Consider the following 14,597-nt stretch of genomic DNA (forward strand, 5'->3'; position numbering starts at 1 on the left):
AAATCTTATTAATTATGAAAACTTTAAATTTAATTAAATCCGTAGCCTTTTTGATGTCTCTTTCTATAACACTTGCATCTTGTAGTGATGATAATGATGATAATCAAAAAAATCTATCCACTTATTTGTATGCATCAAATAATTCTAATGGAAACATTACTTTTTATGATGTAACCAACACCAATAGTGTAACTTCAACCACATTGTTAACTACAAGTACCGCTGCCGATGGTATTTATTATGATAAAAATAATGATGTTGCAGTTCAGGCTTCACGTTCTAATTTTAGTTTAGAAGGCTTTTCTAACATCTCTCTTAGTACAGGTGGAACTTCTATTTCTGTTGGGATTTCTGGTAGTGCCGACATGGCTAGCCCTAGAGAACTTGCCGTTAGTGGTGATTTTTATGTAGTAGCTGATAATGCAGATGTAGATGGTGATACCAATACACCTGATGGTAAATTATTTATCTATAGTAAAAGTGGCAATAATTTTACACTTAGAAATGTTATCACTACCGATTTTAAACTATGGGGTATTACTTTTGATGGAAATGATTTATATGCTGTTGTAGATGCAACGAATCAGTTAGCTATATATACAAATTTCTTATCCAATACTACAAATGCAACAGTTTCAGCTTCAAAAAAAATAGCTGTTGAGGGTATCGTTAGAACACATGGTTTAACATACGATGCTATGTCTGACGTGATGGTAATGACCGATATTGCAGCTGCAACAAATGCTCAAGATGATGGAGGTTTTCATATCATTGAAAACTTCACTTCTAAATTTAACAATACAGCAAACGGAGGTACTTTAGCTTTGTCGCAACAAATCCGTGTGGCAGGAAGTGCAACATTATTGGGGAACCCTGTTGATGTTGCCTATGATAGTGCTACAAAAACTGTTTTTATTGCTGAAGCAGGAAATGGCGGCGGACGCATATTAGCGTTTAATAATATTGGTAGTGGAGGTAATTTGGCCCCTGTTATGAATAGTGATTTAGCAGCAGCTTCTTCAGTATTTTTAGCTAAATATTAATTAGTATCATCTTTTTTAGTCCCAAATAAAAAGGCTATCATTTTGATAGCCTTTTTAAATTTATATGAAGAAAAAATTAATTAATCTTCGCTTTCTTCCATGGTATGATATACGTTTTGTACGTCATCATCATCGTCTAATTTTTCTAAAAGTTTTTCAACATCGGCCACTTGCTCATGCGTTAGTTTTTTTGTTACCTGTGGAATACGCTCAAAACCAGAGGATAAAATTTCGATACCTTTTTCTTCTAAAGCAGATTGAATAGCACCAAAACTTTCAAAAGGCGCGTAAATTAAAATACCATCTTCATCGGCAAAAACTTCTTCGGCACCGTAATCTATAAATTCCAATTCAATTTCTTCAGGATCTAAACCTTCAGCATTTATTCTGAAATTACAGGTATGATCGAACATAAATACTACCGAACCTGATGTGCCTAAACTACCATCACATTTATTGAAATAGCTACGTACGTTGGCTACGGTTCTGGTATTGTTATCGGTTGCTGTTTCTACTAAAATGGCAATGCCGTGCGGTGCATAGCCTTCAAAAATAACTTCTTTATAATCGCCTTGACTTTTGTCACTTGCTTTTTTAATGGCACGTTCTACATTGTCTTTAGGCATATTTACAGCCTTGGCATTTTGCATAACGGCTCTTAACCTAGCATTACTTGCTGGGTCTGGACCGCCTTCTTTTACGGCCATTACAATATCTTTTCCAATGCGCGTAAATGCCTTACTCATAGCAGACCAACGCTTCATTTTACGTGCTTTCCTAAATTCAAAAGCTCTTCCCATACTAAAGTTTAAAGTTAAAAGGTTTAAAGTTAAATTTTTTTTAACGACAGCAAAAATAAAAAAATCTATAAATTGATGTTGTTTTAACCAATAATATATTTAATAGACTTTAATTTTTAAAAAGTATTATTCTTCTTCGTCTGGCTCCACAATAGCTTCGATGGCTTTAGCTAATTTAAAGTCTTTTTCGGTAACGCCATTTGCTGAGTGTGTAGATAATGAAATAGTAAGTATATTATAAGTATTGGACCAATCGGGGTGATGGTTTAGGGCTTCGCACTCGAAAGCGATCCTACTCATGGCGCTGAAACAATCTTTGAAATTTCCGAACTCGAATTCTGCGTGTAGGGCATTATCGTAATAGTCCCAATCGGGTAGGCTCAATAATCTTTTTTCAATGTCTTCTGCTGAGAGTTTGTTCATAATAGTGGGTTTATAGGTTGTTTTTTGATTTGTACTAAATTACTAATTTTAAATGATAAATGGTTATATAAGGGAAATAGGTTTGAAAACCTGCAAGGTATGCTAATAGCTTGGTGGCTAACATTTACATTGCAAATAAGCCCGCGTTAGGGGTTGCAGCGGAAAGCCCGCAGTGAGGTACGAACGAGGACTTGTAGCGTAAAACCCGACCCGATAGGGAAACGCCTAAATGCTTTAGGTTTCTAATTTGTTTAGTATGTCTTGACTTGTTAATTGTAAGTTTTTGGGGAGTAGGTTGTATTTGGGAAGGACTGCTAGATAGCGATCGTCGTTGGTGGTGTAAACTTGTTTGTATATAACGTTTTGTAGGCTGAGTGATTTGATGATGTCTTTTATGAATTCGTCGTGGTGGACCAAATCGGTGCTGCCCAGGTGGAAAACGCCCGATTTGTTTCGGTTGATGATGTAGTGTATTTGTTGGGTTAATTTAACGGAAGTGGTAACGTTTATTATTAAGTTTGGAAATACTTCGATGGGAGCTTTTTCGTTGATGTTTTTGATGATTTCTTGTATTCTGGGGGCTTGCGTGCCGAAAACCATAGGGAGCCTTAGTATGGCGACTTGTGCTTTTGGTAAACGCAAGAGCATGTTTTCTATTTTTATTTTAAAATGCCCGTAAATGCTGTTGCTTAGTGTTTTGTCTTCTTCATAGCTTGGGTACTTGCTGTATGCATCGAAAACATTGGCTGAGGATAAAAAGATGATTTTTATTTTTTTTGAAAACACATATTCGGCCACGTGTTTGTGGGCTATGAATTGGGTAGCAAAATCGCCACGAAGTGCCGAAATAATGATGGTTGGTTTTACAATTTCTAGGATTTCGTAAACATCGTCTTCTTCAAAATTATATTGAAAAAAATGATGGTTCTTCTCCCATTGGCTATTACTGGTGCAGTAAGTTCCAAATGTTTTAAAATAGGGGCAGAGTTCCTTGTAAATGGCGTTTCCCAAAAATCCGCTGGCTCCTAAAATTAAGATACGATGTTTACTTTCTTTCCCCTGCTTTTTCATTAACCTCCTTATGTGGTTTTACACCTTGTAAAACGGTAATTTTACAACCGTTGCAGGAATGGCATTTTTACGTATTTGAATGTGAATTTTACTTCCAACTTCAGAAAACAAGGTAGGTACATATCCTAAACCAATACCTTTGTTCATACTTGGCGACATGGTGCCGGAAGTTACTTCTCCAATTTTGTTTCCGTTAGCATCTACGATATTATACCCATGACGTGGAATTCCGCGTTCGTCTAGCTCAAAAGCTACTAATTTACGTTTTGGACCTTGTTCCTTTTCCTTTTTTAAAGCTTCGGAATTTGTAAAGTCTTTTGTGAATTTTGTTATCCAACCCAAACCAGCTTCGATAGGCGATGTGGTATCATCTATATCATTTCCGTAAAGGCAATAACCCATTTCTAAACGAAGTGTGTCTCGAGCTGCTAAGCCAATGGGTTTGATGCCATAGGATGCACCTGCTTCAAATACTTTGTCCCAAATTTGTTTTACTTCGGAATTCTTGCAATAAATTTCAAAACCGCCACTACCGGTATAACCTGTTGCCGATATAATAACATGTTCGATCCCAGCAAAATCGCCAACTATAAAATTATAGAATGAAATAGCAGAAAGATCATGGCTTGTTAAACTTTGCATAGCTTCAACTGCTTTTGGGCCTTGAATGGCGAGCAAGGAATAATCATCACTTAAATCGCGCATGGTTGCTCCAACATCATTTTTAGACGCAATCCAGTTCCAATCTTTTTCAATGTTGCTGGCATTTACGACTAGCAAATAGGTGTTTTCTTTTACTCGGTACACAATTAAATCGTCTACAATACCACCATCATCATTAGGTAAACAACTGTATTGTGCTTTTCCAATTGTTAATTTTGAAGCATCGTTACTAGTAACGTTTTGAATTAATGCCAGCGCATGTTCGCCTTCAATTAAAAACTCGCCCATGTGTGATACGTCAAAAACTCCCACACCATTTCTAACGGTTTCGTGTTCTGCGTTCACACCTTCGTATTGAACAGGCATATTAAATCCTGCAAAAGGCACCATTTTAGCACCAAGTGCTTCGTGAGTTTTTGTTAAGACTGTATCTTTCATTTGAAATATATTTTTTGTTTTTCCTGTAAGGAACAAGTAACATTATTTTTAACGAAAGCAAATGTATTGAAATTTTATGGAAGGTGGTTTTGGGTGAAAGTTAAAAATGTGGTTGGTGAATTTAGGAAGTTGAGTTAACGCATGAATAAGTTCAGTTTTAATGAACTTTATTAGTTGCAAATCTATGGCAATAGATTGATTTTATAAAAAAAGAAATAATATCTAATCAATTGGAAACCATCTTCAAACCAATAATAGAGGCAATAAGTGTGGTAATAAAGAAAATCCTCCAAAAACTGGTAGGCTCTTTAAAAACGAAAATACCGAGCAATACGGTTCCAACGGCTCCAATGCCTGTCCAAACCGCATAAGCTGTCCCAATAGGAAGTTGGTTAGTTGCTTTTATTAGCAATGCCATACTTAATATTAAAAAACCCAAAAAGCCTGCATACCAATAGATAGACTCGTTTCCAATGGTTTCTTTAGCTTTACCTAAACAAAAAGCAAATGCGACTTCCGATAATCCAGCAATAATTAAGATGAACCAATTCATAAAGTTTTAAATAAAACAAAAATTACTTTTTCAATAAAAAAGCTTTTAAATCATCATAATTTGAAATGACAACTGATACTTTTTCTTTTCCCATAACAGATTGAATTTGTGATGGTAAAGATTGTTTCACTTGAATAACTTCTTCAACAACATCTAAAAACTTAGTTGGGTGTGCTGTTTCTAAAAATACACAATGTGCGTTTGGGTTTTCTTTTAAATAATCTTTGCAGCCTAAATAACCAACAGCACCATGTGGGTCGGCTACGTAATTGTAATCATTGAACATTTCTAACATAGCAACTTTGGTTTCTTCATCAGAATAACTGTAGGACGTAAGGTTTGTTTTTAAAGTATCAAAATTGTTTTTGTAGATTTCTTGAATACGGATGAAGTTACTCGGTGCGCCAACATCCATGGCATTACTAATGGTTTGTACCGATGGTTTTGGTTCGTACAATTGCGATATTAAATATCGTGTCACAACGTTATTAGCGTTGTTAGATGCAACAAAATGTTTGATGGGCAATCCTAATTGTTGAGCCATCATACCCGCGCATATATTCCCAAAATTACCACTTGGTACCGAAAATACAATGTCTTTATATTGCTTATGCAATTGCTTATAAGCGAACATAAAATAGAATAATTGTGGCAACCAACGTGCAACGTTTATAGAGTTTGCAGAGGTTAACTGCATTTGGTTTGTAAGTGCTTCGTCTAAAAAGGCGGTTTTTACCATGGCTTGACAATCGTCAAACGTTCCATTAACTTCCAGAGCTTTTATATTTTGACCAAGTGTTGTTAATTGCATTTCTTGTATATCACTTACTTTACCACTAGGATAAAGAATCACTACATTCACACCTTTTACACCTAAAAAGCCATTAGCAACGGCACCACCAGTATCGCCCGAAGTTGCTACCAAAACAGTTACTTCCCTGTCGTTATTTTGGTTGAAATAGCCCAAACAACGCGCCATAAAACGAGCTCCAACATCTTTAAATGCCATGGTTGGACCATGAAACAATTCCAAAGTAGAAATGTTTCCGTTTAATTTAACCACAGGAAAATCGAAAGACAAGGTTTCTTCAACAATGGTTTTTAATATGTCCTCTGGAATTTCAGGTGACACAAATTGTTTAATAGCTTCAAAGGCAATTTCAGAATGCGATAAATTATCAATATTATCAAAAAACGCTTTAGGAAGCGGTGTGATGCTTTTAGGGAAATACAAGCCTTTGTCAGGAGCAATTCCTTTTATGACAGCATTTTTAAATGTTGAATTTGGCGCTTTATGGTTTAGTGAGTAGTAGTTCATGGTTGTTAATATTGACCGAAGTCGGAAGTTTTATTTACGTTTTTTAATCAAATTTCCTTTACTAATTTATATTTTTTCGAAATGCACTCATCATATTCATTAAATGAAAAGCTTCATTATATAATTCTGTAAATTTTGTATCAGTAATATAGTTTCTTCTTTTTGCTTTAAATAAACAGGTTACAACTTCTGCCAAGGAGCGCATAGAATATCCTATAAATTTTTTTTGTTCTAAATTAGACTGTCCAATTGAACCTTCCGAAATATTTAGAGCAATAGAATCTGATGCTCTGCATATTTGCGAAGATATATTGAACTTTTCTCTGTCAGGAAATGACATGGATACTTGGTCTATAACTTCGCCAAAATCCATGGCTTTTTGCCAAATAACAGGTTTTTCAAATTTGAATTTATCCATTTTATACTTTTACGAATTAATCTTCGGTCTTCCGTCTACCGTCATCTGCCATCAGTCTTTCGTCTTCAAAGAATCTTAACCCCATCAGTGTTAATTTTAGTAATGTGTATATCAAAATCAATATTGGTTTTTGAATATGCATTTCTCATGCTATCTGCTACTTTTTTAGCAGTTTCAATACCTTTATTTAAAGTAAAAATTGAAGGTCCAGATCCTGAAATTCCGGCACCTAAAGCACCTGCATTTAAAGCTGCTGTTTTCACTTCGTTATAATGTGGAATCAGCTGACTTCTATAAGGCTCTACAATAACATCGTGCAATGATTTTTGGATCAAACCATAATCGCTTGTATGCAATGCATGTATTAAACTCCCAAAATTAGCCCACTGGGTAATCGCATTACTTAGCGAAACTTCTTTAGGAAGAATGGCCCTAGCTTCCGATGTTTTTACTTCAATTTGAGGATGGATGATGGTTGCATACAAATCTTCTGGTGCCGGAATTTCCAATATTTCCAACGGCGAAATACTTTTTACCAATGTAAATCCTCCAAAAAGGGCAGGAGCTAAATTATCAGCGTGTTCACATTTACTCGCCAAGGCTTCACCTTTTATAGCGAATTCCGTTAGTTGGGTTTTGTTGTAAGGTCTTCCTAAAAGCTCGTTCATACCAAAAACGCTACCAACCGCACTGGCTGCGCTACTACCAATACCACTTCCTGGTTTTATTTTTTTGTTGATTTCAATTTCAAATCCACAATCGGGTTTGGCAGCTTCGTACATGGCTAATGCCGAAACACCTGCAACATTCAGTTCTGCTTCATAAGGCAAATCGAACCCTCCTTCAACTTTGGTAATGTAAATTCCCTTTTTGTCAATTTTTCGAATCACCATTTCATCACCAACACTGTCTAAGCAAAAGCCCAATACATCAAAACCACAGGCTACATTGGCTACAGTTGCTGGGGAAAATATTTTTATTTCGTTCATTTTTTTTAGTCAATAGGCATTAGCCATTAGTCAATTTTTTAATCGTTACCAACTCTAATAATATCTGCAAATAAGCCAGAAGCTGTTACTTCGGCACCAGCACCAGCACCTTTAATAATCATAGGCTGTTCTGGGTAGCGCTGTGTGTAAAACATCACGATATTATCTTTTCCTTTTAGATTGTAAAATGGGTGATCGCTTGGTATTTCCTGCAACCCTACACTTGCTTTTCCATTATTGAATTGGGCTACATATTTTAATTGACAACCTTTCGCTTTCGCGGAAGCATATAAGGCTTGGTAATGCGCTTCATCTTTGATTAAAGTTTGGTAAAAATCGTCAACCGAACCGCTTTCCATGCCGGAATCTGATAAGAAAGGTGTGTTTTCAATATCTTCTAAATTCATCTCAACACCGCTTTCTCTAGCAAGAATTAATATTTTTCTGGCTACATCAACTCCGCTTAAATCAATTCTTGGATCTGGTTCGGTATAGCCTTCAGCGGCAGCTTGTTTTACTACATCGTAAAACTTCGTAGTATCATTAAAATTATTGAACACAAAGTTTAAACTTCCTGATAAAACCGCATGAATGGAAGTGATTTTATCACCAGAAGCAATTAAGTTGTTTAATGTGTCAATAATAGGTAAACCTGCGCCCACATTGGTTTCAAATAAAAATGGCGCATTGTATTTTAATGATAAACGCTTTAATAATTTATAATTTTCGTAATCGCTAGAACATGCAATTTTATTACATGCCACCACACCGATGCTTTGACGCAAATATTGAGCGTATAAGTTTGCTACTTCACTGTTAGCGGTTACGTCAACAAAAATGCTGTTGCGTAAATTAAGTGCTTTTGTGTTTTCAAAAAAGCCTTCTAAAGTGGCTTTTTCGCCATTCTCTAACTGCTCTTTCCAATTACTTAAATCGATGCCTTCTTCATTAAAAATCATCTTTCTAGAGTTCGATAATCCAGCAACTCTTAAATTGATTTTAAGATTTTCTTTTAAGTATTTACGTTGTTGCTTTATTTGCTCAACTAATTTTTCGCCAACATTCCCAACGCCAGTAATAAACACGTTTAACTGTTTTGTTTTGCTTTCAAAAAACTGTTCGTGCAACGTGTTTAAAGCTTTTTTAACATCGCTTTGTAAAATAACCGCAGAAATATTTTTCTCTGAAGCACCTTGAGCAATGGCTCTAATATTAATATTGTTTTTACCTAAAGCACTAAACATTTTACCGCTAATACCTTGGTGGTTTTTCATATTATCACCAACTAAAGCAATAATGGAAAGGTCTTTTTCAACAATAATAGGGTCTATTTTATGTAATGCAATTTCATTATCAAAAGCAGCATCAATAGTCGTTTTTGCAACTTCAGCATCATTTTCATCAATTCCTAAGCAAATAGAATGTTCTGAAGATGCTTGGGTAATTAAAATAACATTGATTTTTTCTTGTGATAGTGTTTCAAACAAACGTTTTGAAAACCCAGGAATACCAATCATGCCACTTCCTTGAAGTGTTAACAAGGCAATATTCCCAATATTGCTAATACCTTTTACGGGAGATGTTGAAATGGTTTCATCATTCGAAATAATGGTTCCAACAGCCTCAGGTTCCAGGGTGTTTTTAATATGGATAGGAATGTTTAAATCTAAAACTGGTTGTACCGTTGGTGGATATAAAACCTTAGCACCAAAATGCGATAATTCCATAGCTTCTTGGTACGAAATTTTATCGATAGGGTAGGCCTGTTTTACCAATTTTGGGTTGGTAGTAAACATACCGCTAACATCGGTCCAGATTTCTAATTGCTCAACTTTTAAAGCTGCTGCAACAATAGCCGCCGTAAAATCGGAACCTCCACGACCTAAAGTTGTTTGTTCTCCTATTTTGGATTTTGAAATAAATCCAGGAAGAATGGTTATTTTTTGAGAAGCGGAATTAAAATACGCTTGTATATTTTTGTTGGTAATGGTATAATCTACTTCTGCTTTGGTAAAGTTAGAGTTAGTCACAACTATTTCTTGTGAATTTTTACTTTCTGCTGAAATACCACGATTTTTCATGGTTTCTGCTATGATATATGATGAAAGCAATTCACCAAAACTCACCAATTTATCAGATGTTTTAGGCGATAATTCGTTTATTAAATAAATACCGTCCAATAAACTTTTAAGATCGTTTAGCTTTTCATCAACAAACTGAATGATGGGCGTACTTTTATCTAAATTCAATTCATTCACAATATTAAAATGAATGTCTTTTATTAAATTAAAAGTATCAATATATGTGGTGTCTTTATTTTGAGCTTGTTTTCCTGCTAGAAGTAGCTTATCCGTAATGCCGCCAACTGCCGATACGACACATACTACTTTATCATTTTTAGAATAATTCTCTAATATGTTTATAACGCTATTTATGTTTTTTGACGAACCTACAGAAGTTCCTCCAAATTTTAAAACTTTCATTTTCTAATGAATTGATGATTTAAATAAAATATTAATGATGTTGTGATAATAAAAATCACAAAGATAGCCCGAAGAATATATAATTAGCAACCCCAAAGGGTTGTAATAATTGTAGTTGTTCCAAAAATAAAAGAAGTTCCTTTTGAAAAAAAGGAAAGCGTAGTGCTAGTATTTTGGTTTAAACGATTCATTCTATTTAGATATAATAGAATCCAAAAGTATTACATTTAAACGTATAAAAAAACAAAAAAGTTTTTTTTGCGGTATTCTTATATTCATCCAAGTTTCGTTTAAGAAAAACAGCTATTTAAAAGTAGAATTATAAAATCTACAATATAATTAACCATTCCTTTTTCTATGAATACTACAATTTATAAATCAAAAAAGCATCTTAACTATAAAAATGGTCTAAGCCTGTGCAATATTTAGTTAAAAACATCGTTAAAAAACATATTTATACGATTAAATGTAAATTGTATAGAAAATTTCATATATTTACAACGTTAATTCATTAAAAACCTTCAAGATGACACCCCAAATGCTCTCAAAAATAAATTTAACATTTATATGTATACTGTATGTTGCAGTTGCTCATGCACAAATAACTTCAAAAACAACTAACGAAAAATCTGAAACAGTTAAAAACGACCTACTAGATGTTTTTGGTAGTGCAGGTTTAAACAATGCTACCAATGAAATTGATATGGCAGGTGAAGTTTCAAATGATACACAAGTATTGGAAACAGGTTTTGTTTATAGTACCTCTGAAAATTTGCCTACGGTTTTAGATACAAAAATTGCCATAAAAACTGAAAAAGCTACATTTAGTAATACCTTAACAAATTTACTTCCAAACACCATATATTACATTAGACCTTATGCTATTACTGTTAACGGAACAACCTATGGAAGTCTAAGTACAATTGATACCAGTACCCAATCTAGCATTGATGTTAATTCAAAAACCCGATTAAAAACCTACCCCAATCCATCAACAAGTTTTATTAGTCTTTCAGGTTTGATGGAAACTAAAAATTATATTATTTACAACATGGCAGGTAAACAGTTAGCCAAAGGAAATATATCCTACAATAATAAAATTGATGTGCGATTTTTAGAAAATGGTATGTATCTTTTAAAATTAGATGACTTTGAAATTATAAGATTTATAAAAGAATAACAACTTTAATTAAAAACTTATTGAAAAATCCTTGGCTAATTATAGTTGAGGATTTTTTCATAATATCAAGTTCCAGTTTGATTTAAAATATAAAAATGCGTAATATTAGTGTTGATTTGAAACATTTATAATTCATGAAAATATTCTCTAAAGAACAAATTTACGAAGGGGATAAACTTACCGTAGAACGCCAAAACATTACATCAACAGATTTAATGGAGCGTGCTGGAGCCCAAATTTTTAATTGGATGCACATGCGTTTACAAGGTGCACAAGTGCCTATTCATATATTTTGCGGTATTGGAAATAATGGAGGAGATGGTTTGGTTTTGGCAAGGCATTTAATATTAGATGGCTATAATATCAAAACCTATGTAGTTAATTGCAGTGATAAGCGTTCGAAGGATTTTTTAGTTAATTACGACCGTATTAAAAATGTTACTAAAAAATGGCCAACACTTTTAAGTTGTATAGAAGATTTTCCTGAAATAAATCCTGAAGATATTATTGTAGATGCCATTTTCGGAATAGGTCTAAATAGGCCTGTTGATGCCTGGGTGAAAGATTTGTTTGTTCATTTTAGAAAATCGAAAGCTTTTACATTATCCATCGATATTCCATCAGGTTTAAGTACCGATAAAGTTCCTGTTGATGAAAACGCTGTGGTTTGGGCTGGTTTTACCTTAAGCTTTGTAACACCTAAATTGGTATTCTTTCTTCCTGAAACAGCAAAATATACCGTGCAATGGGAAGTGCTGGATATTGGTTTTGATCCTGATTATTTGTTTACAACTACTACAGGAAATGAACTCATTGGTAAGCATGAAGTACTGCCAATATATATGCCCAGAGATAAATTTTCGCATAAAGGACACTTTGGACATGCTTTAATTATTGGCGGAAGTTATGGAAAAATTGGTGCCGTTACCTTGGCGAGTAGAGCTGCTTTAGCATCGGGAGTTGGTTTGGTTTCGGCTTTTGTTCCAAAGTGCGGCTACATGCCTTTGCAAGCATCATTTCCCGAAGCTATGGTAATTACAGATGCCGATGAAACTATTATAACTAAAATTGATTTCAATATAACGCCTACTGTTATTGGTTTTGGAGTAGGTATAGGAACTGATACCAAAACCATTGGTGCTTTTGAAGATTTTTTAAAACAAAACAAAACACCATTGGTTATTGATGCCGATGGTATAAATATACTGGCAGAAAAAAAAACGTTATTAAAATTATTACCTGAACAAACGGTTTTAACACCACATCCTAAAGAATTAGAACGCTTAATAGGAAAATGGAAAGACGATTTTGATAAACTTGAAAAAACAAAAGCCTTTTCAAACAAATACAACATCATTATAGTTATTAAAGGTGCTAACACCATAACGGTTTTTGAAAACAAACTTTATGTTAATACCACAGGAAATCCTGGTTTGGCAACGGCTGGAAGTGGTGATGTATTAACAGGTATTATTACGGGTTTAATTTCGCAAGGCTACAATCCATTATTTGCAAGTATTTTTGGGGTTTATCTACATGGAAAATCGGCAGACATTGCTGTTGAAGATTATGGATACCAAAGTTTAATTGCAAGCCATGTTATTGATTATTTAGGTGAAGCTTATAAAGATTTATTCAAACAACCTGAACAACCACAAATAGAAGAAGCAGAATCTACCAAATAGACATAAAAAAACCGCAAAAACAATATTAAAAGTTATTTGCGGCGTTTTAATTCTTATTAAATCAAGGATTCTTTTCCTAAATATTTAATGACTTAAACAATTCAGTTAAACTAGAATCTGATGGTCTTGGTGCATCTGGTGTTACAACGTTACCATTCGGGTCTATTAAAATAAATCTAGGAATGCCTTTTATTTTATAATCCAACACAAATTGAGATTGCCAACCATTAGGGGCAAAAAGTTGAATGCCTCCAAGTTGTTTGTCTGCTATAAAACTTTTCCAATCCTCACGGGCTTTGTCCCAAGAACCACCGTGGCTTCTATCATCGTCTATAGATAAGCTTACAAATTGAATGTTTTTCCCATGGTATTGTTTTTCTAATGCTTTTAAAGATGGTATTTCAGCTTTACAGGGGCCGCACCAAGTTGCCCAAACATCAACATATACATATTTTCCCTTTAAATCGGATAAAGATGTTTTTCCGCCTTTGTAATTTTCATAATTTTCAAATACTGGAGAAGGACTTCCTTTTGCTAATTCTGTTTTTAACGCAATAGATTCCGCTAAATAACCTTTGTAGTAGTTTAGCATTGGATCCATGTTTTTGGAAAGATTGTTCATGATTAAAGTATCAATATCCTTATTGGCTTCATAAAATTCAGTTAGCGTTAATTTAATTTCGTTAAACTTAGCATCTAATGCATCCATATCTAAATTGCTCAAAGCATCCATATCAAATAGTTGCTCTTGCATCATGTTGTTTTTAGCTAAAAAATTACTGTGTTCTGCACCAATACCTGTGTATTTTACGGTCTCATCAAACTCTTTCGTATCTAAAGTAACTTTAATATCGAAACCGTTTTTTAGGAAAATGGCGGTAGATTCGTTGCCATCAAAAAAATTATAAACGCCAGTTTCTACTTTCAAGGTATCACTAAAAGTACCATCGGGGTTCACTTTAATGGTTTTAGAATATGTGCGAGTTCTTACCACCACCGAATCACTACTTTTATCGGTAATTTTTCCCGATAAGGTAACGTAATCTTTAGGTTCTTGTTTGCATGCAATTATGGCAATGGCTGCAGATAATAAAAGTAGTTTTTTCATGTATTGTTTTAATTTTTTCAATCTCAAAAATAGATATTTAATGTCTTTCTAGACTTAATTTTGTTTAATATTAACATTTATGAATCCGTTTTTATAAGAAACAATTTCTGGAGTAATGTTTAAAATATATGATTCCTTTTGAATTTGAGTAACTCTTTTTGGTGCCTATCTCCATGTGAATCTACAAATATTGCAGTTAAGAATTACGGATACCAATGCTGGATTGCAAGCCATGGTAGTGGTTTTCTATAAATGTCTTATTTTGATTTGTTTATAGAACCAAAACCATTAGAAGATAAGAAAAAAAGTCCATAAAAAACTGTCAAAAACAGTTTTTTAATTGATCAACTTGTCCCGTCCTGAAATAGCGATACACTAAAACCTTAGTGTAATGAAAACACCAGAAAACAGTGGGTATGTAAAGC

13 protein-coding genes are annotated in these 14,597 nt (G+C 34.0%); 3 read left to right on the top strand and 10 right to left on the bottom strand.

From position 1 onward, the window contains the following. The first annotated feature begins 14 nt into the window (after positions 1 to 14). Positions 15 to 1,043 carry a hypothetical protein gene (locus ACGK9U_RS14890; protein WP_394467293.1) on the top strand — a complete coding sequence of 343 codons (1,029 nt, stop codon included), beginning with the start codon at positions 15 to 17 and terminating at the stop codon, positions 1,041 to 1,043. An 80-nt stretch (positions 1,044 to 1,123) separates the two neighbouring features. On the opposite strand, the gene ACGK9U_RS14895 is transcribed toward ACGK9U_RS14890, so the two are convergent. The 9 genes from ACGK9U_RS14895 to thrA form a co-directional block, all read right to left on the bottom strand. Then, positions 1,124 to 1,843 (bottom strand): YebC/PmpR family DNA-binding transcriptional regulator, encoded by a 720-nt coding sequence (locus tag ACGK9U_RS14895; RefSeq protein WP_394467295.1) that lies wholly within the window; start codon positions 1,841 to 1,843, stop codon positions 1,124 to 1,126. Between the two features lie 126 nt (positions 1,844 to 1,969). Continuing rightward, positions 1,970 to 2,266 (bottom strand): 4a-hydroxytetrahydrobiopterin dehydratase, encoded by a 297-nt coding sequence (locus ACGK9U_RS14900; RefSeq protein ID WP_394467296.1) that lies wholly within the window; start codon positions 2,264 to 2,266, stop codon positions 1,970 to 1,972. A 234-nt stretch (positions 2,267 to 2,500) separates the two neighbouring features. After that, positions 2,501 to 3,337 carry a sugar nucleotide-binding protein gene (locus ACGK9U_RS14905; protein WP_394467297.1) on the bottom strand — a complete coding sequence of 279 codons (837 nt, stop codon included), beginning with the start codon at positions 3,335 to 3,337 and terminating at the stop codon, positions 2,501 to 2,503. An 18-nt stretch (positions 3,338 to 3,355) separates the two neighbouring features. Further along, positions 3,356 to 4,438 (bottom strand): glycine cleavage system aminomethyltransferase GcvT, encoded by a 1,083-nt coding sequence (gcvT, locus tag ACGK9U_RS14910; protein WP_394467299.1) that lies wholly within the window; start codon positions 4,436 to 4,438, stop codon positions 3,356 to 3,358. Positions 4,439 to 4,664: 226 nt separating this feature from the next. Beyond that, complete coding sequence (locus ACGK9U_RS14915; RefSeq protein ID WP_394467300.1) at positions 4,665 to 4,991, bottom strand: DMT family transporter; 327 nt, start codon at positions 4,989 to 4,991, stop codon at positions 4,665 to 4,667. Positions 4,992 to 5,013: 22 nt separating this feature from the next. After that, positions 5,014 to 6,309, bottom strand: a complete 1,296-nt coding sequence (gene thrC / locus ACGK9U_RS14920) for a threonine synthase (RefSeq protein ID WP_394467302.1) — start codon at positions 6,307 to 6,309, stop codon at positions 5,014 to 5,016. Between the two features lie 61 nt (positions 6,310 to 6,370). Continuing rightward, positions 6,371 to 6,727 (bottom strand): four helix bundle protein, encoded by a 357-nt coding sequence (locus ACGK9U_RS14925; RefSeq protein WP_394467304.1) that lies wholly within the window; start codon positions 6,725 to 6,727, stop codon positions 6,371 to 6,373. A gap of 65 nt (positions 6,728 to 6,792) precedes the next feature. Next, complete coding sequence (locus ACGK9U_RS14930) at positions 6,793 to 7,716, bottom strand: homoserine kinase (RefSeq protein ID WP_394467305.1); 924 nt, start codon at positions 7,714 to 7,716, stop codon at positions 6,793 to 6,795. Between the two features lie 38 nt (positions 7,717 to 7,754). After that, positions 7,755 to 10,199 carry a bifunctional aspartate kinase/homoserine dehydrogenase I gene (thrA, locus tag ACGK9U_RS14935; RefSeq protein WP_394467306.1) on the bottom strand — a complete coding sequence of 815 codons (2,445 nt, stop codon included), beginning with the start codon at positions 10,197 to 10,199 and terminating at the stop codon, positions 7,755 to 7,757. 526 nt (positions 10,200 to 10,725) lie between these two features. Here thrA and ACGK9U_RS14940 point away from each other — a divergent pair. Together ACGK9U_RS14940 and ACGK9U_RS14945 are read left to right on the top strand one after the other, a co-directional pair. Beyond that, positions 10,726 to 11,379, top strand: a complete 654-nt coding sequence (locus tag ACGK9U_RS14940) for a T9SS type A sorting domain-containing protein (protein WP_394467307.1) — start codon at positions 10,726 to 10,728, stop codon at positions 11,377 to 11,379. A gap of 134 nt (positions 11,380 to 11,513) precedes the next feature. Next, positions 11,514 to 13,064, top strand: coding sequence for an NAD(P)H-hydrate dehydratase (locus tag ACGK9U_RS14945; protein WP_394467308.1), 1,551 nt, complete (start codon positions 11,514 to 11,516; stop codon positions 13,062 to 13,064). Between the two features lie 76 nt (positions 13,065 to 13,140). Here the strand turns inward: ACGK9U_RS14945 and ACGK9U_RS14950 are convergent, their stop codons facing one another. Next, positions 13,141 to 14,172, bottom strand: coding sequence for a TlpA family protein disulfide reductase (locus ACGK9U_RS14950; protein ID WP_394467310.1), 1,032 nt, complete (start codon positions 14,170 to 14,172; stop codon positions 13,141 to 13,143). Positions 14,173 to 14,597: the final 425 nt, after the last annotated feature.

The sequence above is a fragment of the Mariniflexile sp. HNIBRBA6329 genome (genome assembly GCF_043558645.1).
Lineage (GTDB): Bacteria > Bacteroidota > Bacteroidia > Flavobacteriales > Flavobacteriaceae > Mariniflexile.